This is a genomic window from Sporosarcina newyorkensis (assembly GCF_900167515.1).
Taxonomy (GTDB): domain Bacteria; phylum Bacillota; class Bacilli; order Bacillales_A; family Planococcaceae; genus Sporosarcina; species Sporosarcina newyorkensis.
This window is the reverse complement of sequence record NZ_FUYJ01000004.1, coordinates 134,369-157,310: the sequence shown is the minus strand read 5'-3', so window position 1 is coordinate 157,310 and position 22,942 is coordinate 134,369. Positions and strand designations below refer to the sequence as shown.

At 43.7% G+C, this 22,942-nt stretch carries 21 protein-coding genes; all 21 read left to right on the top strand.

The annotated features are described in order from the left end of the window. The 21 genes from smc (at window position 1) to hslV (ending at window position 22,939) form a co-directional block, all read left to right on the top strand. Entirely contained in the window at window positions 1-3,561 is a 3,561-nt protein-coding gene (gene smc, locus B5D59_RS09705; RefSeq protein ID WP_176132547.1) for a chromosome segregation protein SMC, read from the top strand. A 13-nt stretch (window positions 3,562-3,574) separates the two neighbouring features. After that, on the top strand, window positions 3,575-4,597 hold the full coding sequence (gene ftsY, locus B5D59_RS09700) for a signal recognition particle-docking protein FtsY (RefSeq protein ID WP_078817769.1): 1,023 nt from the start codon (window positions 3,575-3,577) through the stop codon (window positions 4,595-4,597). Between the two features lie 63 nt (window positions 4,598-4,660). Beyond that, window positions 4,661-4,993: a putative DNA-binding protein gene (locus tag B5D59_RS09695; protein WP_078817768.1), complete on the top strand. Its 333-nt coding sequence runs from the start codon at window positions 4,661-4,663 to the stop codon at window positions 4,991-4,993. A gap of 12 nt (window positions 4,994-5,005) precedes the next feature. Further along, on the top strand, window positions 5,006-6,361 hold the full coding sequence (gene ffh / locus B5D59_RS09690; protein ID WP_078817767.1) for a signal recognition particle protein: 1,356 nt from the start codon (window positions 5,006-5,008) through the stop codon (window positions 6,359-6,361). Window positions 6,362-6,452: 91 nt separating this feature from the next. After that, the gene (rpsP, locus tag B5D59_RS09685) at window positions 6,453-6,725 is read left to right on the top strand and encodes a 30S ribosomal protein S16 (protein ID WP_040758254.1); all 273 of its coding nucleotides are present in this window, start codon (window positions 6,453-6,455) and stop codon (window positions 6,723-6,725) included. Window positions 6,726-6,740: 15 nt separating this feature from the next. Continuing rightward, window positions 6,741-6,974, top strand: a complete 234-nt coding sequence (locus B5D59_RS09680; RefSeq protein ID WP_009765535.1) for a KH domain-containing protein — start codon at window positions 6,741-6,743, stop codon at window positions 6,972-6,974. A gap of 695 nt (window positions 6,975-7,669) precedes the next feature. Then, a complete protein-coding gene (gene rimM, locus B5D59_RS09675) occupies window positions 7,670-8,185 on the top strand; it encodes a ribosome maturation factor RimM (RefSeq protein ID WP_078817766.1) in 516 nt (171 codons plus the stop codon). Further along, a complete protein-coding gene (trmD, locus tag B5D59_RS09670; protein WP_078817866.1) occupies window positions 8,185-8,922 on the top strand; it encodes a tRNA (guanosine(37)-N1)-methyltransferase TrmD in 738 nt (245 codons plus the stop codon). The genes rimM and trmD overlap by 1 nt, the downstream gene beginning before the upstream one ends. A 128-nt stretch (window positions 8,923-9,050) precedes the next feature. Further along, on the top strand, window positions 9,051-9,395 hold the full coding sequence (rplS, locus tag B5D59_RS09665) for a 50S ribosomal protein L19 (RefSeq protein ID WP_040758253.1): 345 nt from the start codon (window positions 9,051-9,053) through the stop codon (window positions 9,393-9,395). Window positions 9,396-9,500: 105 nt separating this feature from the next. After that, window positions 9,501-10,067 carry a signal peptidase I gene (lepB, locus tag B5D59_RS09660; RefSeq protein ID WP_425441341.1) on the top strand — a complete coding sequence of 189 codons (567 nt, stop codon included), beginning with the start codon at window positions 9,501-9,503 and terminating at the stop codon, window positions 10,065-10,067. Window positions 10,068-10,085: 18 nt separating this feature from the next. Continuing rightward, a complete protein-coding gene (gene ylqF / locus B5D59_RS09655) occupies window positions 10,086-10,937 on the top strand; it encodes a ribosome biogenesis GTPase YlqF (RefSeq protein WP_078817764.1) in 852 nt (283 codons plus the stop codon). Between the two features lie 173 nt (window positions 10,938-11,110). After that, window positions 11,111-12,121, top strand: coding sequence for a ribonuclease HII (locus B5D59_RS09650; RefSeq protein WP_342746527.1), 1,011 nt, complete (start codon window positions 11,111-11,113; stop codon window positions 12,119-12,121). Continuing rightward, on the top strand, window positions 12,118-14,175 hold the full coding sequence (locus B5D59_RS09645) for a hypothetical protein (RefSeq protein WP_078817763.1): 2,058 nt from the start codon (window positions 12,118-12,120) through the stop codon (window positions 14,173-14,175). Before B5D59_RS09650 ends, B5D59_RS09645 begins: the two co-directional genes overlap by 4 nt. Further along, entirely contained in the window at window positions 14,172-14,459 is a 288-nt protein-coding gene (locus B5D59_RS09640; RefSeq protein ID WP_078817762.1) for an EscU/YscU/HrcU family type III secretion system export apparatus switch protein, read from the top strand. The genes B5D59_RS09645 and B5D59_RS09640 overlap by 4 nt, the downstream gene beginning before the upstream one ends. A 114-nt stretch (window positions 14,460-14,573) precedes the next feature. Continuing rightward, window positions 14,574-15,734, top strand: coding sequence for an ADP-forming succinate--CoA ligase subunit beta (gene sucC, locus B5D59_RS09635; RefSeq protein WP_078817761.1), 1,161 nt, complete (start codon window positions 14,574-14,576; stop codon window positions 15,732-15,734). A gap of 18 nt (window positions 15,735-15,752) precedes the next feature. Next, the gene (sucD, locus tag B5D59_RS09630; protein ID WP_078817760.1) at window positions 15,753-16,655 is read left to right on the top strand and encodes a succinate--CoA ligase subunit alpha; all 903 of its coding nucleotides are present in this window, start codon (window positions 15,753-15,755) and stop codon (window positions 16,653-16,655) included. 73 nt (window positions 16,656-16,728) lie between these two features. Then, window positions 16,729-17,607, top strand: coding sequence for a DNA-processing protein DprA (gene dprA, locus B5D59_RS09625; protein WP_078817759.1), 879 nt, complete (start codon window positions 16,729-16,731; stop codon window positions 17,605-17,607). A 125-nt stretch (window positions 17,608-17,732) separates the two neighbouring features. After that, window positions 17,733-19,808, top strand: coding sequence for a type I DNA topoisomerase (gene topA / locus B5D59_RS09620; protein ID WP_078817758.1), 2,076 nt, complete (start codon window positions 17,733-17,735; stop codon window positions 19,806-19,808). A gap of 37 nt (window positions 19,809-19,845) precedes the next feature. Beyond that, a complete protein-coding gene (gene trmFO / locus B5D59_RS09615) occupies window positions 19,846-21,156 on the top strand; it encodes an FADH(2)-oxidizing methylenetetrahydrofolate--tRNA-(uracil(54)-C(5))-methyltransferase TrmFO (RefSeq protein WP_040758249.1) in 1,311 nt (436 codons plus the stop codon). Window positions 21,157-21,491: 335 nt separating this feature from the next. Then, on the top strand, window positions 21,492-22,391 hold the full coding sequence (xerC, locus tag B5D59_RS09610) for a tyrosine recombinase XerC (RefSeq protein WP_078817757.1): 900 nt from the start codon (window positions 21,492-21,494) through the stop codon (window positions 22,389-22,391). 11 nt (window positions 22,392-22,402) lie between these two features. Further along, window positions 22,403-22,939, top strand: a complete 537-nt coding sequence (hslV, locus tag B5D59_RS09605; protein ID WP_078817756.1) for an ATP-dependent protease subunit HslV — start codon at window positions 22,403-22,405, stop codon at window positions 22,937-22,939. Window positions 22,940-22,942: the final 3 nt, after the last annotated feature.

Here is a 22,942-nt window from a genome sequence, read left to right as displayed (position 1 = left end):
GTGTTTTTGAAGAAATTAGAGATTACAGGATTCAAGTCTTTTGCAGAGAAGATCCATATTGACTTTGTTCCTGGAGTCACAGCCATTGTCGGCCCAAACGGCAGTGGGAAAAGTAATATTATTGATGCCATTCGATGGGTGCTTGGCGAACAGTCAGTGAAATCTTTGCGTGGCAGTAAAATGGAGGACGTCATTTTTGCAGGAAGCGATTCTAGAAGAGGCGTCAATTTTGCGGAAGTCACGTTAATTTTAGATAATAGCCAAAATCTGTTTCCGCTCGACTATACAGAAATCAGTGTCACCCGCCGTGTTTTTCGTTCAGGAGAAAGTGCTTATTTGATCAACGGACAAGCCTGCCGACTAAAAGATATTACGTCCATGTTCATGGATTCAGGTTTGGGAAAAGAAGCATTTTCTATCATCTCTCAAGGCAGAGTCGATGAAATCCTGAATAGCCGTGCAGATGAACGCAGAAATGTCTTTGATGAAGCGGCAGGCGTATTGAAATATAAGACACGTAAGCTGCAAGCAGAACATAAACTTTTTGAGACCACAGATAACTTAGATCGAATCTTAGATATTCTGAAAGAAATCGATGATCGTCTTGGTCCTTTGGAAAAAGAAGCGACGGCTGCACGTCAAGCAGAGCATTTTCTGGCTGAACTTCGAGAGGCGGATGTTCGTTTATTAAACTATGATGCCTGGACACTTCGGCAACAAATTCTTGAAAAGTCAACAGCGATGAAAGCCGATGCAGATGAACAAATGAAATTGAATGGCCAATTGACTGAACGAGAGAAAGAGCTGGAACACGATAAGAAAAGCTTGCAGAAACTAGAGTCCACGCTTGAAAGTTTGCAAAACGAGTTAATAAATAAAACGTCTGAGGCGGAAAAATGGGAAGGCAGACGGTTGCTTTCCCTTGAAAAGAATCGGAATACAAAACAGCAACTCGATCGAATTCAGTCAGAGTTGCAATCAGCAGAAAAAAACAAACAGCTTACTGAAGAAAAATTACAGGCAATGCAATCAAAACAACAATTATTAAAAAAAGAGTTATCCCACGCGTCTAAGGATATCAATCAAGTGACTGGCATGCTGAATAGTTCGCTCAAGGAAACGGAACAACAGATCGACGATTTGAAGTCCGTTTATATTGAAAAACTGAATGAAGAAGCGACTTTACGCAATGAAGTGAAGCATGTGGAAGAGCGATTGCAAGGAGAAAAATCCTCAACTGAAAAAATCACTGTCCAAACTGCCCTACTCTCAGAACGCATGCAAGTATTAATCAAAGAACAACACGAAAAGAACCGGCAAAAAGAGAGTATTCAACAGCAGATTAATGAGACGGAACAGTCGGTTGAAAAATGTCTATTGCAGTTGAAAGAATCAGAAGAACTTCTAACTACGCAACAGCAGTTTTTGCAGCAAGCCGTGCGTAAACAGTCGGAAATGCAAGGAAGAATGCGGGCTCTTGAAAGTTTGGAAAAAGATCTTTCGGGATTTTATTCAGGTGTGAAAGAAGTGCTGCACGCGAAAAGTCAGCAACGTATTCAAGGAATTGAAGGGGCGGTAGTGGAGTTGATCTCGACTGAACCCGCTTACGCAAAGGCGATTGAAACAGCCCTTGGCGGTGCGATGCAGCATATCATTGCGGCAACGGAGCGCGATGCAAGGAAAGCGATCGGCTATTTGAAATCGAAAAACTTAGGTCGAGCGACATTCCTTCCGTTGGACATTATAAAACCGCGTGAGTTGCCGATGAACAGCAGACAGCTCTTAAGCCGTCAGCCAGGTTTTATCGGTACAGCATTTGAATTGACTCAGACAGCTGCGAAATATGAATCAATTGCCAAAAACCTATTGGGGCAAACGATTGTGGCGAATGACTTAAAAGAAGCAACGGCAATCGCCAAGGCCATTGGCTATCGATTTCGTATTGTCACGCTGGATGGGGATGTCGTCAACGCAGGAGGTTCTCTGACAGGCGGCGGTGCGAAAGGGCAGTCTACCTTGTTCTCACGGAAAGCGGAATTGGAAACAATCTCCGAACAGTTGCAACAAATGGATGAATCGATTCGGCAAGCAAATCATAAAATGTCGCGGACACGAGAGCAAGTTGGCGTGGGCCTACAGCGTCGTGATCAATTGCAGAAAACAATGGAAGAACTGCAACGGCAGAAAGCCATTGCGCATACTTCATTGCAGGAAACGGAGATGGAGATCCGTTCTGTCAAAATGGAGATATCGACCATTGAAATGGGCAGGAATGATACCGTATCTGCCGAAAAAGAATTAACGGGCAAAAAGGAAAGGCTCTCTGCACAGCATTCTGCAATCCAACATGAGCTGAATGAAATTACAGCCAAATTGGAAAGTTTAGAGCGTCTGGTAGAAAATCGCAGAGAAGAGCAAGAGGCATTACGACAGAAATTACATGAGCTGCAGCAAAAGAGCGCAGTCTTGAAAGAACAAAGTACCTATCAATCCAGTACGATTCAAGAAGCGCGTGATATGATGGTTGAGTTGGATCAGACGATCTTACGCCTGCGGGAAGAACAACGATATATCCAAGAGCGTCTAGTCGGTACGGAACTTTCACCTGAAGAAATTGAAGCAAATATGAAACAGTCGAACACCGCAAAATTGCAGTTGGAAGAAACGATTGAAGTGGAGAGAGCGAAGAGGCTTCAGCAAACAGAACTCGTCAATCAACATGAATCTCAGCTTAAGATGCTTCGACAGCAGGTTCATACGATCAATGACCGATTGAATATGGTGAAAATCCAGTTGTCGAGGCTCGAGACAAAGTATGAGACAGTGACGAATCGTTTGGATGAAGAATATGGTTTACTGCCAGATACTGCTTATTTAACAGATGAAACGGATATCCCGCAGCTTAGGACAGCAGTGGATTCCTATAAGCAGCAACTTGCGGATCTCGGTCCAGTCAATCCGAACGCGATTCAAGAGTTTGAAGAAGTTTCAGAACGTCATCAGTTTTTAAGTGCACAGCGTAATGATTTAGTCGAGGCAAGAAATACGTTGCAAGAAGCGATGTCTGAAATGGATCAAGAGATGAAGAGTCGCTTCCAGACAACGTTCGAAGCCATTCGAAGTCATTTCCATCGAGTGTTTCAAGATATGTTCGGCGGCGGTGAAGCGGATTTAATTCTGACGGATCCATCTAATTTGCTGACAACAGGAATCGATATTGTCGCACGTCCGCCAGGTAAGAAACTGCAAAATCTAAGTCTTCTTTCGGGCGGAGAGCGTGCATTAACCGTCATTTCACTGTTATTCTCCATTTTGGAAGTCCGCCCGGTACCATTTTGTATTTTGGATGAAGTGGAAGCCGCGCTGGATGAAGCGAACGTGGTGAGATATAGTAATTACTTGAAGAAGGTTTCAGAACAGACACAGTTTATCGTCATTACACATCGGAAAGGAACGATGGAAGGTGCGGATGTGCTGTATGGCGTCACTATGCAAGAATCTGGTGTATCCAAACTGTTATCTGTCAAACTTTCAGAAGTGGCAGAAGAAATCAGTAGCTAAGGAGTGGGGTTAATTGTCTTTTTTCAAGAAGCTGAAAGAAAAAATTACAGGTACCAATGAAGCCGTTACAGAGAAGTTTAAAGATGGTTTGACCAAAACACGCGATTCATTCACGTCGAAAGTCAATGACCTAGTCTCACGTTTCCGTGTGGTGGATGAGGAGTTCTTTGAAGAATTGGAAGAAGTGCTCTTGCAAGCAGACGTGGGCTTTGAAACAGTTATGGAATTGATTGATTTATTGAAGGATGAAGTGAAACGCAAAAATATAAAAGATACAACCGGCATGCAATCATTGATTTCTGAAAAGCTCGTGGAGATTTATAATGCGGGTGAAGAAATGTCTAATGAATTGAATATCGAAGAAGGCCGTTTAAATGTCATTTTAATGGTCGGTGTTAATGGTGTAGGGAAAACGACCACAATTGGTAAAATGGCAGCCCGTTTGCAAAAGGAAGGGAAAACCGTCATGCTCGCTGCAGGCGATACATTCCGTGCAGGCGCAATCGATCAGCTCGTTGTTTGGGGAGAACGGACAGGAGTTGAAGTCGTACGTCAGGCAGAAGGCTCCGACCCGGCTGCTGTTATATATGATGCAGTTAAATCTGCCAAAAAACGAAATGTTGATGTCTTAATTTGTGATACTGCAGGTCGTTTGCAAAACAAAGTGAACTTGATGAATGAGCTTGAAAAAGTGCATCGTGTCATTGGCCGCGAAATCGAAGGCGCGCCTCATGAAGTGTTGTTGGCACTCGATGCAACGACTGGACAAAATGCTTTAATTCAAGCTCAAACATTCAATGAAGCAACAAAAGTGACTGGCATCGTATTGACGAAACTTGATGGGACAGCGAAAGGCGGTATCGTCCTGGCAATCCGCAGCAAGCTGGATATTCCTGTGAAATTTGTTGGTCTTGGGGAAGGTATTGAAGACTTACAACCGTTCGATCCGGAAAAATATGTGTATGGTTTATTTGCAGATGGTCTGGAAATGGAAGATCGCGATGAAGAAGAGGCGGAAAACGAAGAAGACAAGTAAATATACTTGACAGACATGCGTGTGAACGCTAGTATGAAAAGGTGAGGAAAAGGGGTTGGCGTCATGCTTGAAAAAACGACAAGAGTGAACTTCCTCTTTGATTTTTATCAATCATTATTAACGGATAAACAGCGATCATATATGCAATTATATTATTTGGATGATCTTTCTCTCGGTGAAATCGCTGAACAATATGGCGTGTCGAGACAAGCGGTGTATGATAATGTGAGAAGAACGGAAGCTATGCTGGAAGATTATGAGGAAAAGCTCAATCTATTCGAGAAGCATGAGAGGCGTCTTGAAGTCGTTGAGCAATTACAGCAAATTATCCCGGCAGACGATTCCTCTTCCACCAAAGTTCTTGAGCTATTACATACCTTGAAAGATTTTGATTAGGGGGGATTGTCTATGGCATTTGAAGGTTTAGCCGAACGCCTGCAAGGAACGCTGAATAAGATTACAGGCAAAGGGAAAATCAATGAAGCTGATGTCAAAGAAATGATGCGTGAAGTACGTTTTGCATTGATTGAAGCGGACGTTAACTTGAAAGTCGTAAAAAGTTTTGTCAAAACGGTCAGCGAACGCGCAGTCGGTCAGGATGTCATGAAGAGCTTGACGCCTGGACAGCAAGTTGTAAAGATCGTTAAAGATGAATTGACGAACTTGATGGGTGGAGAACAAAATCCAATTCAGTTTGCCCGGAAATCACCAACGGTCATTATGATGGTCGGATTACAGGGTGCGGGTAAAACAACGACGACAGGGAAATTGGCAACCGTACTACGCAAGAAACACAATAAAAATCCATTGCTGGTTGCAGCGGATATCTATCGTCCAGCGGCGATCCAACAACTTGAAACGTTAGGAAAGCAAATTTCGGTTCCTGTGTTTTCTATGGGGACGGATCAGTCCCCTGTTGAAATTGCTCGCCGGGCGATGGAAGAAGCGGAAAAAGAGCATAATGATGTCGTCATCATCGATACAGCCGGCCGCTTACATGTGGATGAAGCGTTGATGCAAGAACTAAAAGACATTCGTGAATTGACGAAACCGGATGAAGTATTCTTAGTTGTCGATGCAATGACAGGTCAAGATGCGGTCAACGTAGCGAAAAGCTTCGACGAAATGATCGGCATCACGGGTGTCGTCCTAACAAAACTAGATGGCGATACACGAGGCGGGGCGGCTTTATCCATTCGTACCGTTACCGAAAAGCCGATCAAATTTGTCGGTATGGGCGAGAAAATGGATGCGCTCGAATCATTCCACCCAGAGCGTATGGCTTCAAGGATACTCGGCATGGGCGACGTCATGTCGTTAATCGAGAAAGCACAAGAAAATGTGGACGAAGAGAAGGCAAAAGAGCTGGAACAAAAACTTCGCACACAAAGCTTTACGCTGGATGATTTCCTTGATCAGCTACAGCAAGTGAAAAAAATGGGGCCGCTCGATGAAATTTTGAAAATGATGCCTGGTGCCAATAAAATCAAAGGGCTCGACAACGCAAAAGTAGATGAGGGCCAAATGGGGCGTGTGGAAGCCGTCATTTATTCGATGACGCTTGCTGAACGCGAAAGTCCGGATATCATCAATGCGAGCCGAAAGAAACGAATCGCAGTCGGATCCGGTACGTCGATTCAAGAAGTCAATCGCTTACTGAAGCAATTTGAAGAAATGAAGAAAATGGTCAAGCAGATGACCAATATGCAACAAAAGGGTAAAAAGAAGGGCAAAATGCCTGGTTTTGATTCGTTTTTCAAATAATATAACAGGTGTTAAGAAAAAACACTTTACAAACAAACGAAACCTTGATAATATACTATCTTGTGTGAAACTATTCGGAGGTGTAGATAAAATGGCAGTTAAAATTCGTCTAAAACGTATGGGAGCTAAGAAATCTCCTTTTTATCGTATTGTAGTAGCTGATGCACGTGCACCACGTGACGGCCGTCAAATCGAAACAGTGGGTACATACAATCCACTTACTAAGCCAGCAACAGTCAATATCAATGAAGAATTGGCTTTGAAATGGCTTCAAGATGGCGCAAAGCCATCTGATACTGTGCGTAACTTGTTCTCAGAACAAGGCATCATGGAAAAATTCCATAACGCTAAATACAGCAAGTAATTTGGAGGGGTGGACATGAAGCAGCTGATTGAAACAATTGTAAAGCCGTTAGTCGATTACCCGGATGACGTGAAGGTGGTAGCAGATGAACAGTCACAACGTGTTGTTTATCAGTTATCAGTGAATGCGGAGGATATGGGAAAAGTGATCGGAAAGCAAGGTCGTGTGGCAAAAGCGATCCGTACGATTGTTTATTCAGCAGCAGGCAGCCACCACGGCAAAAAAGTGTATTTAGATATTTTGGATTGATCCAAAAGGAAGGAGCCCCGGTTCCTTCCTTTTTTGCACGTATAAATGTGTTTCGTATAAAGAAAATTAGTGAAGAAGACTTTGGCTTGTGGTCTGGGGATTTGCGCTCTGGGTGGACGCTTTCCGTGGGGCGTGCGGTGAGCCTCCTCGTCGCTGCGCTCCTGCGGGGTCTCACCTGTCACGCTAATCCCACAGGAGTCGCCACCCGCCGCTTCAATCCCTACTTTGTGACGGATAGTATAATGGCTAATCCATTGTACTTTTTAAGTGACAGAGTGTTATTTCCTCGCAATAATGATCAACGTTCAAAGACAGATGATAACCAGCTTTGTTCGTGGGCTTTTTGCAGTTGAAATCACCTTAAAGCCTTTAAACTTAGTCAACGAAAGATGCCAGTTTTGCGACCTGAATATGAAATCTCTTCTCAGATTTTAAAACAACTACAGTGGTCTTGCTATTTGCTACCACACTCATAGTCAGGATTGGAGCGGAAGACGGGGGCGACTCCGGGAGGATCAGCGTGAGTCTTGAGACCCTGGACTGAGCGAAGCGAAGGAAGCGGCTCAAGCCACGCCCTCCGGAAAGCGCCTCCGTCTGAAGCGTAAATCCCGGAGTACTCGCTAACTGTCCTTTCAACCTATTCAATCTAGTTTATTTGATTTTATTCTTAAATATATTTTAACGGAGGCGAAATAATGGAATGGTTTAATGTAGGGAAGATTGTTAATACGCACGGTATCAAAGGCGAAGTTCGTGTCATGTCTACAACGGATTTCCCGGACGAGCGTTATGCTGTCGGGAGCGAACTTGCGATCTTCATGCCGAAGAGCAAGACACCGATTTATGTTAAGGTAGCAAGTCATCGCAAACACAAAAACTTCAACCTTCTAACATTTGAAGGCTACCCGACGATCAATGACGTGGAAAAACTGCGTGACGGCATCGTCAAAGTATCGGAGAAAGAACTGACCGAGCTGGAAGAGAATGAATTTTACTACCATGAAATCATCGGCTGCCGTGTCATCACTGAAACAGGGGAAGACATCGGAAAAGTCACTGAAATTATCGAGACGGGTGCCAATGACGTCTGGACAGTTACACCGACAGAAGGAAAACCACATTACATCCCCTATATAGAAGACGTTGTAAAAGACATCGACATTGAAGAACAGGTTATCACCATTGAATTGATGGAAGGTCTGCTCTCATGATGCAAATCGATGTACTGTCGCTGTTCCCTGAAATGTTCGAAGGCGTCCTTCATTCATCGATCATGAAAAAGGCGCAGGATCAACAAGCCGCATCTTTTCGCGTCACAGACTTTCGTGACTACTCAACGAATAAACATAGAAAAGTGGATGACTATCCGTATGGCGGTGGTGCAGGGATGGTATTGAAGCCGGAACCGCTGTTTGCCGCCGTCGAATCATTGACAAGCACCAGTGAAAGTAAGCCGCGTGTAATTTTGATGTGTCCTCAAGGAGAGCGCTTCACACAGAAGAAAGCGGAAGAACTCGCACAGGAGCAGCATTTGATTTTCATCTGCGGCCACTATGAAGGATATGATGAACGGATCCGTGAGCATTTGGTGACCGATGAACTTTCCCTTGGCGACTTCGTCTTGACCGGAGGAGAAGTGGCTTCAATGGCGATGATCGACAGCGTGGTTCGCTTATTACCTGATGTGCTCGGCAATGATCAATCGGCTGTCCACGACTCCTTCTCCACTGGCATGCTGGAACATCCACAGTATACACGCCCTGCCTCTTTCAACGGCCTCGACGTGCCGGCTGTACTGTTATCAGGGAATCATGCCGAAATCGATAAGTGGCGGGAAGAGCAAGCATTTCAGCGTACAGCAGAGCGGCGTCCGGAGTTGTTGGAAGAAGCCCCGCTGACCGAACATCAGCAAAAACTTTATCAGCAATGGAAACGAAAAATAGACTGAAATTGCTTGATTGAACAGAAAGCTTATGATATGATTTGTGAAGCGCTTTTTAAAAAAGTGCCTATTTACTGACGTTCCGCTGCAAATGTAAGGCGTGCAAGAACTTCAGAAAAGAAGGAGAGAAAATCATGCAAAAACTAATTGCAGACATTACAAAAGATCAGTTACGTACTGAACACCCTGATTTCCGTCCTGGAGATACACTACGTTTACACGTAAAGATCATTGAGGGTACTCGTGAGCGTATCCAGTTATTCGAAGGTGTTGTAATCAAACGCCGCGGTGGTGGAATCAGTGAAACATTCACTGTCCGTAAAATTTCAAACGGTGTTGGAGTGGAGCGTACATTCCCTGTACACACACCAAAACTTGCTAAGATCGAAGTAACTCGTCGCGGTAAAGTTCGTCGTGCTAAGTTGTACTACCTACGTAGTCTACGTGGTAAAGCAGCACGTATTAAAGAACTCCGCTAATCAGATAAGCGCAAAACGAAGGAGGCCTTGCATTTGGCCTCCTTTCTTTTTGCGCATAAAGTAATTAGGCGTTACAATAATAGCAGACAAGGGCAGGAGGCTAGATTGATGGAAGAGAAAAAAACGAAAAGTGAAGGGCTGGAATGGATCAAAGCACTCTTGATCGCATTTGGATTGGCTGCAATTATACGAGTCTTTTTATTCACACCGATCGTCGTCGACGGTATTTCCATGATGCCGACACTAGAGCATGGGGATCGAATGATCGTCAATAAAATCGGTTATACCATTGGAGAACCACACCGCTTTGATATCGTCGTATTTCATGCACCTGAACAAAAAGACTATATTAAGCGTGTAATTGGGTTACCAGGAGATACAGTGGAATACAAAGATGACGTTCTTTATATTAATGATAAACCTTATGAAGAACCGTATCTTGATAAATACAAAGCGGAAATTCAAGATGGCACGTTGACTGAAGATTTCACGCTGCAAGACATACCGCAAATCCAGGCGAGTGTTGTGCCGGAAGACCATGTGTTTGTTATGGGAGACAATCGTCGAAAAAGTAAAGATTCCAGACATATCGGTCCGGTTGCGATAGATGAAATCATTGGCAGCACTAGCGTAATATTTTGGCCGATCAAAGATTTCGGTTTTGTGAAATAAAGAAAGGAGACGATTCGAATGACTATTCAATGGTTTCCAGGCCATATGGCAAAAGCAAGACGGGAAGTATCTGAGAAGCTTAAACTCGTCGATATCGTATTTGAATTAATAGATGCAAGACTGCCGCTGTCTTCACGTAATCCGATGATCGACGAAGTGATTCAGCAAAAGCCGCGGCTGCTGATTTTAAATAAAATGGATTTAGCAGATGAAGTGCAGACGAAGCGCTGGATTGCTTATTTTGAAGAGCGTGGCTTTCGAACAGTGGCGATCAATTCATTTGAAGGCAAAGGTCTGCAAACTGTCACGAAGGCAGCAAAAGAAATCCTTCAGCCGAAATTTGACCGAATGAAGCAAAGAGGAATCCGTCCAGGTGCCATACGTGCGATGATTGTCGGTATACCAAACGTAGGGAAGTCGACACTGATCAATCGATTAGCTAAGAAAAACATTGCGAAAACAGGAAATAAACCAGGTGTGACGAAAGCGCAGCAATGGATTAAATATGGCAAAGAGCTGGAGTTATTAGATACTCCAGGTGTGCTTTGGCCAAAATTTGAAGACCCTGAAGTTGGTTTCAAGCTGGCATTGACAGGCGCGATCAAAGATTCTGTTCTGAACATGGAAGAACTGGCTGTCTATGGTCTTCGATTTTTATCGGAACATTATCCGGAACGACTGGAAGCACGTTATCAACTGACTACGATTGGCGAAGATATTTTAGCGATCTTCGATCAAATTGGAGAGCGGCGGAAAGTTTACAGCGCAGGTGCAGAAATTGATTACGATAAAGTGGCAGATTTAATTGTTCAAGATATACGTGATCAGCAAGTGGGTAAGCTAACGTTTGATTTTCCGGAAGAATCATAACAAATTAGAGCAACTGTTTGGGACGTCATTTCCCGGCAGTTGCTTTTTTATTCGAAAAATTGATTATTAAACCGATATAATACATAGATAAGAATTTTGTTATTTATGTTGAATTTAAGTTTTTACATGAGTTTGTTCAAAAATGGACACTGAGTTGATTGGAGTGGAAGGCGGTGAAGGGCAAAGATGTGCTCCCAACGCTTCGCTTATGCTCGCAAAAACCGTTCTACGTTACGGCTTTTCCTGCGGGAGATAGCGCGAATGGCGAGACCCCGCAGGAGCGAAGTGACGAGGAGGCTTGCCCGCGCCCCGCGGAAAGCGTCCGCCTGGAATGGAAATTAACAGGTTCTACGCTTTACTTTGAGTGTAAGTTATTTATTTCAGTTTATATGGATGGACAGGTGAAGAAATTGACAACGATTCAGCAAATAAAAAACCAATTGCAAGACTTAGAAGAACCGAATGAGTGGCTGGATGAACTTCGAACGGATGAACGAAAAGGTGTGCAGCTCGCGATTAAACAATGGAAAAAACGATATGAGAAAAGACAGCAATTGATCAACGACTTCTTACAGAAGAAAGCATTTGATGATGCATATAAAACGACAAGAATTTCACTTATTGCAGGAATTGATGAAGCTGGAAGGGGTCCATTAGCCGGACCGGTCGTCACGGCAGCTGTAATCCTGCCTGAAGAGAGTTCTGTTCTACTAGGTGTAGATGACTCGAAGAAAATTTCGAAAGTCGAGAGGCAGCGATTTGCACAGCTGATCAAAGAACAGGCGGTAGCATACTCAATTCACGTACAGTCGGCAACGGTTATTGATGAACTGAATATTTACCAAGCAACGAAGCAGTCAATGGAAGCAGCAGTCAATCAGCTATCTGTAAAACCGCACACGGTTATTGCGGATGCTATGAACTTGATGCTTGACTGTCCTGCGTATTCCATCGTTAAAGGTGACGAAAAGAGTCTGTCTATCGCAGCGGCTTCCATCTTGGCTAAAACGACGCGGGATGATCTAATGACGGAGTTACATGAACAGTTTCCTTGGTACGGCTTTGATGAGAATGCTGGCTATGGAACGGCAAAACACTTGCAAGGACTGGAAACGCATGGATTTACTGCGCAACATCGAAAATCATTCGAACCAATCAAAACGATGTGGAGGAATCGCCAATGAATATGAATCCATTATCCATTTCGTCCGTCAAAGTTGCTTCCGCAGATTCCCAACCGCTGACTTTAAGAGAAGGCCAGATGATCCATGGAAAAGTGCAACAATTATTTCCGGGGCAGATGGCGCAAGTCCAGGTAGGGAATCAGCAGTTGTACGCAAAATTGGAAGTGCCAATGCAAGCGGGCGATACGTATTATTTCAAAGTTAATGGGACAGAGCCGGAAATACAGTTGCAAGTGATCGCGGGACCTATGCGCGGATCGGAAGGTCTAACAGGGCAATTGGCACAACTGACGGAGTCGCTGAATTTACCGAAGACGGCAGAAATGAAAGAATTACTTGCTGCAGTTATCAAACAAAAGTTCCCGATGACGAAAGAAAATTTATTGGACGCTGCCAATTTACTCAAAAATGTGCCAGACGGGATGAAAGAGCAGGCACTCGCAACCCTTGGAAAAATGGCCAACATGCGTCTTCCTTTCACGCCTGCTGTATTTCAATCGCTGATGCAAGCGCAGACAGGCACGATCACTCAAAGTCTTACTTCACTACAAAGCGCGTTACAGACTGAACAGAATCTTGCACCCGCTATACGTGAACAAATACTTAATGCATTGCAGGCGTTAGCCAATCCTGCAAGCCAATCCGTCGGCAAAGAGTTACTCGGTCAGACGATAACACAATTATTGAATCCTCAAACGAGTAAAGGAGACCGTTTTGCTGCTCTGCAATTATTGAAAACGGCGGGCATCCTTCCTGCTCAGACGTCACTCGCCAATCTGCCGCAAGCAGTAGCCCAATTGATGACACAATCAAGTGACGCAAAGGCTCCAGCTCCGCAGCAACCGCAGATTGCAACAAATCAGGCTGCTGGAAGCCTTGTAGCGTCCGGCAAAGTAAACGGAAGTGTTCGGGTCCAGGTAGATGGTACAGCGCCGTCAACAAGCTCTAGCGCAGCCACACAAACCGACCAAAGAGTCAATATGGACAGCCAAGCGGCTACATTAAAAGCTGTGCAGGCATTACTCAGTAAGTTGAGCCAAACACCAGCGGCTGAGCAACAAACAGCAAAAACAATTATTCAAAATCTAGCTCAGCAAATCAACACAAATCCTATCCTTCCTGAATCAGCAAAAGTTGCTTTACAGACCGTCATCAATCAAATCTCGCAACAGCCGGTAATGAATGACAGTGTCAAAGCGGCTTTCATTGAACAATTCAGCCAAACGTTCTTGCAACAAGTCAGCGGGTTGTCGTCTGTTAATTCGGTTGCACCACGAGATGTACAGCAAGCTTTGATGGCACTCGTATCGATCCCACCTGATCAAGCGGATGAGACATTACGAATGCTTATCCAAAATGCGGAAAGATCCGGCAACACACAACTGAAACAACTGGTCCAAACAGCAGAAATGCAAGTGTCCCAAGCAATGAACGGCCCAGTTATGAAAGAAGCGATACAAAGTGTATTAAGTACGTTAGGTTTCAATTATGAAGCTTTACTGAACGGAAAAGAACCGAATTTAGCGAATCTGGCCAATACATTAAAACCCCAGCTACTGACTCTGCTGCAAGATCCCTCTCTGTCTCCGCCGTTGCGTGAGGCTGCAGAAACGATGGTTTTGCGGATGAATGGAACGATCATCCAGACAGCGGAGACGAGCGTCCAGCAACAGTTGATCATGCAAGTGCCGCTAGAATTATTCGGAAAAAAGATCGATGCCACACTGCAGTGGAATGGCCGCATGAAAGAGAATGGTCAGATTGATCCAGCTTTTGCGAGAATTTTATTTTATTTGGAATTAGAAGCTTTATCAACGACGTTAGTAGATATGCATGTACAGAATAAAGTGGTGAATCTCACTATTTTTAATGAGCAAGAGTCATTGCGTACGACCGGATTGACATTCCAAACCATGTTGAAAGACGGTTTGGAACAAGTGGGCTATAAACTTTCAGGTGTATCATTTAAACCATTTACTGAAACACCACAATCAGTGAAAAAACCAGTTGGCTCCTTGTATACTGATGAAGGAGGAGTGGATTATCGGATATGAAAGAAGAGCGCTATGTAAGGAAAGAAGCGGTTGCACTTTCTTATGACCCCGAAGTATCAGACGCGCCAAAGGTCATTGCAAAAGGAAAAGGGATGATTGCGGAAAATATTCTTGAAAAAGCTAAAGAGCACGATGTTCCGGTTCAGGAAGATCCCAGTTTGCTAGAATTACTCGGACAATTAAATGTCAATGAAACGATTCCGGAAGAACTTTATCAGGCGGTATCGGAAGTGTTTGCCTATATTTATCGTTTAGACCGCGAAAAAGGTAGTAGGAATAGTTGAAAAATAGAGACTTTCACTTCACAATAGTCATTCTTGGACAAAATGTGACGGTTTGTTTACAATAATAAAGTAATTGAACTTCAAGTAATTGCAAATCGAATGGAGGCAGTACTTATGAACATCCATGAATACCAAGGGAAGCAGCTATTGAGAGAGTACGGTGTTGCTGTTTCGAAGGGCCGTGTTGCATTTTCGCCAAAAGAAGCAATGACTGTAGCGAAAGAAATCGGAACTGAGCCTATTGTGGTAAAAGCACAAATCCATGCGGGTGGACGTGGGAAAGCTGGCGGAGTTAAAATCGTCAAAACTCCTGATGAAGTCCGTGCAGTAGCAGCCGAATTAATCGGAAAACAGCTTGTTACACACCAAACAGGTCCTGAAGGACAAGAAGTAAAACGACTTCTTGTCGAAGAAGGAATCGACATCGAAAAAGAATTTTATATCGGTCTAGTCGTGGACCGCGCAACAGATCGCGTTACGTTAATGGGATCTGCTGAAGGCGGCGTGGAAATTGAAGATGTGGCTGAGAAGAATCCTGAAAAAATCTTCTATGAAGTCATTGATCCGGTAGTAGGATTGGCTCCTTTCCAAGCACGTCGAATGGCGTTCAATATGGAAATTCCAAGCGGACTGATCAATAAAGCAGTCAGCCTATTTTTAGGTCTATATAAAGTATTCAGTGAAAAAGACGCATCAATTGTCGAAATTAATCCACTTGTCGTAACAAAAGATCAGCGAGTACTGGCTTTGGATGCTAAATTCAATTTTGACGATAACGCAACATTCCGCCATAAAGATATTGTCGAATTGCGTGACTTTGACGAAGAAGATCCAAAAGAAATCGAAGCATCTAAACTGGACTTAAGCTATATTTCTTTAGATGGGAATATCGGCTGTATGGTTAATGGTGCGGGTCTTGCAATGGCAACAATGGATACGATTCACTATTATGGCGGCGAACCCGCTAACTTCCTTGACGTTGGGGGCGGCGCGAAGAAAGAAAAAGTCGCTGGTGCGTTCAAAATCATTTTATCCGATCCGAACGTAAAAGGCATTTTCGTCAATATTTTCGGTGGAATCATGAAATGTGACGTCATCGCTGAAGGTGTTATTGAAGCAGCGAAAGAAGTAGAACTTCAAGTACCACTTGTTGTACGTCTAGAAGGAACGAATGTTGAACGCGGGAAAGCTTTGCTTGAAGAGTCCGGTATTAATATTGTAGCTGCGGATTCAATGGCTGAAGGCGCGAAAAAAATCGTTGAGTTGATAGGATAAGAAAGGCAGGTACAAAGCATGAGTATTTATGTAGATAAAGACACCAAAGTAATTGTACAAGGAATTACAGGTTCCACTGCCCTGTTCCATACGCAGCAAATGTTGGAATATGGTACAAAAATCGTCGGCGGCGTAACACCTGGAAAAGGCGGCCAAACAGTTGAAGGAGTACCGGTCTTCGATACAGTTGAAGAGGCTGTGAAAGCTACGGGCGCAACTGTTTCCATCATTTACGTACCTGCGCCGTATGCAGCAGACGCGATCATGGAAGCGGTCGATGCAGAAATGGCTATGACGATCTGTATTACAGAGCATATCCCAGTACTCGACATGATCAAAGTGAAGCGTTATATGGAAGGCAAAGAGACTCGTCTTATCGGTCCAAACTGCCCGGGTGTTATCACGGCAGATGAAACGAAGATCGGTATTATGCCAGGCTATATTCATACAAAAGGCCATGTAGGTGTAGTATCACGTTCTGGTACACTGACTTATGAAGCGGTACACCAATTGACACAAGAAGGAATCGGCCAAACAACTGCTGTTGGGATCGGCGGAGACCCTGTTAACGGTACGAATTTCATCGATGTACTGAAGGAATTCAATGAAGACCCTGAAACGTATGCAGTCGTTATGATCGGTGAAATCGGCGGAACAGCTGAAGAAGAAGCTGCTGCTTGGGTTAAAGAGCATATGACAAAGCCGGTTGTAGGATTCATCGGCGGTCAGACTGCACCTCCAGGAAAGCGTATGGGCCACGCAGGCGCCATTATTTCGGGCGGTAAAGGAACAGCTGCAGAAAAGATCAAAGCTTTAGAAGCAGCGGATATACAAGTGGCAGAAACGCCATCTGTCATCGGCGAAACGCTTATTAAAGTTCTAAAAGAAAAAGGTCTGTACGAAAAATGTAAAACGAAGTAAACTAGAGGGTGTAGCGATAATGCTGCACCCTTTTTTCGTGCTTTGCTTGTAGTGTCGATTAAAGGAGCTATCGATGCAATTTACTGAACAACAAAAACAATTAATAAACCTTCATTATATTCATCCCGTACCGTATAATAAATTTCAGTTATTAGTGCAGGAAAATTCGTTCTTAGACGGAATGGAAGCGTATTCAAGTGATTATTTGAAACAACTTCTAGGCCTTTCAGAAGAGAAAGCTGTACGATTTAAAGAACAATATATGGAAGTTTCCAAGCTTCCTCTTATCGATTTATTACAGCAAATCAATTGCACCCCCATCCCTTATTTCCATCCGGATTATCCCGAAGAATTAAAGCAGTTATGTGATCCACCGGCGGTATTGTATGTTAAGGGAAATCAATCTTTGCTAAAAAAACGGCTGCGTGTGGGAATTATTGGTTCCCGAAAAGCGACGGTGTATTCTAAGAAAGCGCTCGATTTCATTGTACCGCCTTTAGTTGATCAAAAGATACCGATCGTCTCAGGTTTGGCAGCGGGCGCGGACACTATGGCCCATCAAGCAGCTATGCATTTTGGCGGAGATACAATTGGCGTATTAGGTCATGGATTTTCGTATATGTACCCTAAGAAAAATGAACGAATTGCGCAGGAGATGGCTGAGAATCATCTATTAGTAACGGAATATCCACCGTATATCCCACCCGCTAAATGGACATTTCCAATGCGCAATCGAATTATTAGCGGGCTGTCGAGTGCCATCGTCATTACAGAATCTGTAGAGAGAAGTGGAACGATGATTACAGTGGAGCATGCGCTGGATCACGGAAAAGAAATTTTCGCAGTGCCGGGTGCTATCGATTCGCCTTTATCCGCCGGTCCGAATAAGTTGTTAGATGAAGGCGCCAAGCCATTATGGAGCGGCTTTCAGATTATCGATTTATTACAGTAATTTGCCAGTGTACCTGTTCGTAAAATGTTTAAAAGGTTGCATTATCCGAGAAACTGTTATACATTTTGCAACAGATATTCTTTTGATGAATAAATATAAAAAAATCTCTCTGAGGAGGGAAATGTATGGCAGATTACTTAGTAATTGTAGAATCACCTGCTAAAGCGAAAACCATTGAGCGCTACTTGGGGAAGAAATATAAAGTCAGTGCATCACTTGGACATTTACGTGATCTACCCCGCAGTCAAATGGGTGTAGATACCGAAAATAATTATGAACCGAAGTATATTACAATCCGAGGAAAAGGACCGATACTTCAAGAATTAAAAAAAGAAGCAAAAAAAGCGAAAAAAATCTTTCTCGCGGCTGACCCGGATCGCGAAGGGGAAGCAATTGCTTGGCATTTATCCCATCAACTTGGCGTGGATATCGAATCCGATTGCCGCGTTGTATTCAACGAAATAACGAAAGATGCGATTAAAGATTCATTTAAGCATCCGCGTCCGATCAATATGAATCTAGTCGACGCACAGCAAGCGCGACGTATTCTGGACAGACTAGTCGGTTACAACATCAGTCCGATCCTCTGGAAAAAAGTAAAAAAAGGATTATCGGCTGGACGCGTTCAATCTGTCGCATTGCGCTTGATCATCGACCGTGAAAATGAAATCAATGCGTTTGAGCCGGAAGAGTACTGGAGCATTACAGCTCAATTTACTAAAGGCAAAAAGACATTTGAAGCTGCATTCTACGGGGATGCGAATGAGAAAGTGAAGCTGACGAATCAAGAGCAAGTCGAAAAAATCGTCAATTCACTTCAAACGGACGAATTTGAAGTATCCAAAGTAGTGAAAAAAGAGCGGAAACGTAATCCAGCATTGCCGTTCACTACGTCATCCCTTCAGCAAGAAGCTGCGCGTAAACTAAACTTCCGTGCGAAGAAAACGATGATGCTCGCTCAGCAACTATATGAAGGAATTGCGATTGGAAAAGAAGGAACGGTTGGGTTAATCACCTACATGCGTACCGACTCTACAAGAATTTCCGATACGGCGAAAGATGAAGTGAAATCGTATATCCACACCATGTATGGAGAAGAGTTCATTTCTACCAACAGCCGGAAAACAAAAGCCAAAGCGAACACACAGGATGCGCACGAAGCAGTCCGTCCTACTTCCGCAATGCGGCCACCTGAAGCCATGAAAGCGTTTTTATCGAGAGATCAATTGCGTCTGTACAAACTGATTTGGGAACGATTCGTAGCAAGTCAGATGGCGCCTGCTATTTTGGATACAGTAACTGCTGATTTTCTGAATGGTGATATTCGTTTCCGTGCCTCAGGTTCTCAGGTGAAATTTCCTGGTTTCATGAAAGTGTATATTGAAGGCGATGACGATCAACAAGAGGAAAAGGAGAATATTCTTCCGCCGCTTGAAGAAGGGGAGCGTGTCAAATACGAAGAAGTGGATCCTAAACAGCACTTCACGCAGCCTCCGCCAAGATATTCCGAAGCACGCCTAGTGAAGACCTTGGAAGAATTGGGGATAGGCCGTCCTTCCACGTTCGCGCCGACATTGGATACGATCCAAAAACGTGGGTATGTCACATTGGATGCTAAACGTTTCATCCCGACAGAACTAGGCGGGATAGTTCATCAAGCTGTCAATCAATACTTCCCTGACATTATTGATATCGAATTTACAGCCCAGATGGAGCGCAGTCTTGACAATGTCGAAGAAGGCAGTGTCGAGTGGCGAAAAGTCATTGATGAGTTCTATCGTGATTTTGAGAAACACGTAGAAGTTGCAGATGCAGAGATGGAGAAAATCGAGATAAAAGATGAGCCTGCAGGAGAAGATTGCGAGAAATGCGGATCTCCGATGGTATTCAAAATGGGACGATACGGTAAATTCATGGCTTGCTCCAATTTCCCGGATTGCCGAAATACAAAAGCAATTATCAAGCCAATCGGTGTGACTTGCCCTAAGTGTAAGGAAGGCGAAGTGGTCGAACGTAAGAGCAAAACGAAGAGAATATTCTTCGGTTGTGATCAATATCCAGAATGTGATTATGTATCGTGGGATAAGCCGATTTCACGGCCTTGTCCGAAGTGTCAACATACATTGGTAGAAAAACGCCTGAAAAAGGGTGTTCAAATACAATGTACAGAATGTGATTATAAAGAACAGCCACAAAGTTAAATACGCAAGTGAGCAAAACGAGGAAGAGGGATTTGAAATGACGCAAACTGTAAATGTAATCGGTGCAGGCCTGGCTGGAAGTGAGGCTGCCTGGCAACTGGCCAATCGGGGAATCCAAGTAAAATTATTCGAGATGCGTCCGGTCAAGCAGACGCCGGCACACCATACAGATAAATTTGCGGAGCTAGTGTGCAGTAACTCCTTACGGGCGAATAATTTGACCAATGCAGTAGGTGTCATCAAAGAAGAGATGCGACAGATGAATTCATTGATCATTCAAGCGGCAGATCGCTGTGCAGTGCCTGCTGGCGGTGCACTTGCGGTAGACCGTCATGAGTTTGCCGGGAATGTAACGGAGCAGATTCGCAATCATCCGAATATAGAAGTCATTAACGAAGAAGTGACGAAATTACCTGAAGGAATTACAATCATCGCTTCTGGTCCATTGACATCGCCTGCGTTAGCTGAGGAAGTTCGTCAGTTGACGGGGGAAGATTATTTGTACTTCTATGATGCTGCAGCTCCTATTGTTGAAAGTGATTCCATTGATATGGAAAAAGTTTATTTGAAATCCCGCTACGATAAAGGGGAAGCGGCTTACTTGAATTGTCCAATGAATGCTGAAGAGTTTGATCGGTTCTATCAAGCGCTTATCACGGCAGAAGTGGCGCCGTTGAAAGATTTCGAAAAAGAGATGTATTTTGAAGGGTGTATGCCGATTGAAGTTATGGCGAAGCGTGGAGAGAAAACGATGCTTTTCGGTCCATTGAAACCGGTTGGACTGGAAGATCCGAAGACTGGCAAACGACCTAAAGCTGTCATTCAACTCCGGCAAGATAATGCGGCTGGCACATTATATAATATCGTGGGCTTCCAAACGCATCTGAAATGGGGAGCACAAAAAGAAGTGTTGCAGTTAATACCTGGTTTGGAAAATGTTGAAATCGTGCGGTATGGTGTAATGCATCGAAACACCTTCATCAACTCTCCAAAAGTGTTGAGCTGTACGTATCAATTAAAGTCGCAGCCGACAATTTTCTTCGCGGGTCAAATGACAGGTGTAGAAGGTTATGTCGAATCAGCTGGTTCCGGACTCATTGCAGGTATCAATGCCGCTCATTTAGCGAAAGGTGACAAGCCAATTCGTTTCCCAAGGGAAACAGCGCTAGGCAGTATGGCGCGGTATATTACAGAAGCTGATCCAAAAGGCTTCCAACCGATGAATATCAACTTCGGATTGTTTCCTGATTTGGGCGAACGTATCAAATCAAAAGCGGAACGTGCGGAAAAACATGCCAATCGTGCATTGGATGCATTACAGCAATTCAAAGAAACTACGACAATTTAACCCAAACCTTACCCATTCAGTGGGTAAGGTTTTTATATGCTTTAAATTGGGTGGGAAACTAAACCTTGGCAGAAACGTCTGTTAAGAGAGCTAACATAGTTTGACAATCGACTAATTTTGATAAGTATTTTGAACAATATGTGTCAAAACGGATGTTTAGGGGAATAATTGAGGATGAAGTAGTTTTCAAAGTTGCCGAAAAATCCTTGCTATTGTATAGTGTTTGATGGAGAACATTTGGATTAGATTTTAAATTCCAAACTATATACATTCAAGAATTTTTAGAATCTTTCGCAGCACTCTGGATAACTTACTAAAAGTGGCGAGGTGATCCAATGATTCCGGAAATAAAGGACTTGGCGGATGAATATGTATCTTATATTCGTTTGGAGAAAAACTATTCTTCGTACACCGTAGCAGAATACGAAAAAGATCTGCGAGAGTTTTTAGCATTCTTGCATGAAGAACATATCAATGTTTTAGATGATGTGGAATATCCAGTTGCGCGGCTTTATGTCACCCGTTTATATGATCGCTCTTTTGCGAGAACGACAATCTCCAGGAAAATTTCTTCGATTCGCTCTTTCTTCAAGTTTACCAATGCTCGATATGGTATTCAAGACCAGGCTTTCCGATTGCTGTTTCATCCGAAAAAAGAGGAGCGTCTTCCTGCTTTTTTTTATGAACAGGAGCTCGAAAAGCTTTTTGATGTGACGGTGGGAGAAGATTATCGCTCCTTGCGTGATCGTGCATTGTTAGAACTGCTGTATGCGACGGGTATTCGGGTCGGTGAACTCGTGACCATGGAAATGCAGGATGTAGATCATTATTTGGGAATCGTCAAAGTAATGGGGAAGGGACGAAAAGAACGATTCGTCCCCTATGGCAGTTTTGCTGACGATGCTTTGCAGCAATATATGGATAATAGCCGTCCGCAATTGATGAAGCAAAAGAAACACTCTATGCTTTTTGTCAATCTGCGAGGTGATCCATTAACTGATCGGGGGGTCCGTTATATATTAAATGATTTGATGGAACGAGCTTCTTTACATACGAAAATTACACCGCATATGATCCGTCATACATTTGCCACTCATTTACTTGGAGCGGGCGCGGATCTAAGGTCTGTACAGGAACTGCTCGGTCATCGTCATTTATCGTCCACACAAGTGTATACCCATATTACGAATGAACATTTACGCCAAACGTATTTACAAACGCACCCTCGTGCATAGGAGGAGAGACAATGGAATTTCATGCAACAACGATTTTTGCAATTCATCATGATGGCAAGTGTGCCATGTCAGGCGACGGGCAAGTAACAATGGGCAACGCGGTCGTCATGAAACATACAGCAAAGAAAGTGCGCAGATTATTCAATGGTCAAGTTCTTGCAGGCTTTGCTGGATCGGTGGCAGATGCTTTTACGCTGTTTGATCTGTTTGAAGCGAAACTCATGGAGTACGACGGTAATTTGCAAAGGGCATCTGTTGAACTTGCGAAAGAATGGCGGGGAGACCGGATTTTACGTAAGCTGGAAGCGATGTTACTCGTTATGGATAAAAAAACTCTTTTACTCGTCTCTGGTACAGGTGAAGTGATAGAACCGGATGACGGTATTCTGGCAATCGGCTCCGGCGGAAATTATGCGCTGGCGGCGGGAAGAGCTTTAAAGAAATATAGTACAGGTTTAACTGCCGAGGAAATTGCAAAAGCTTCATTAGAGACCGCTGCTGATATATGTGTCTACACGAATCATGAAATCATTGTGGAGGTGCTTTGATTG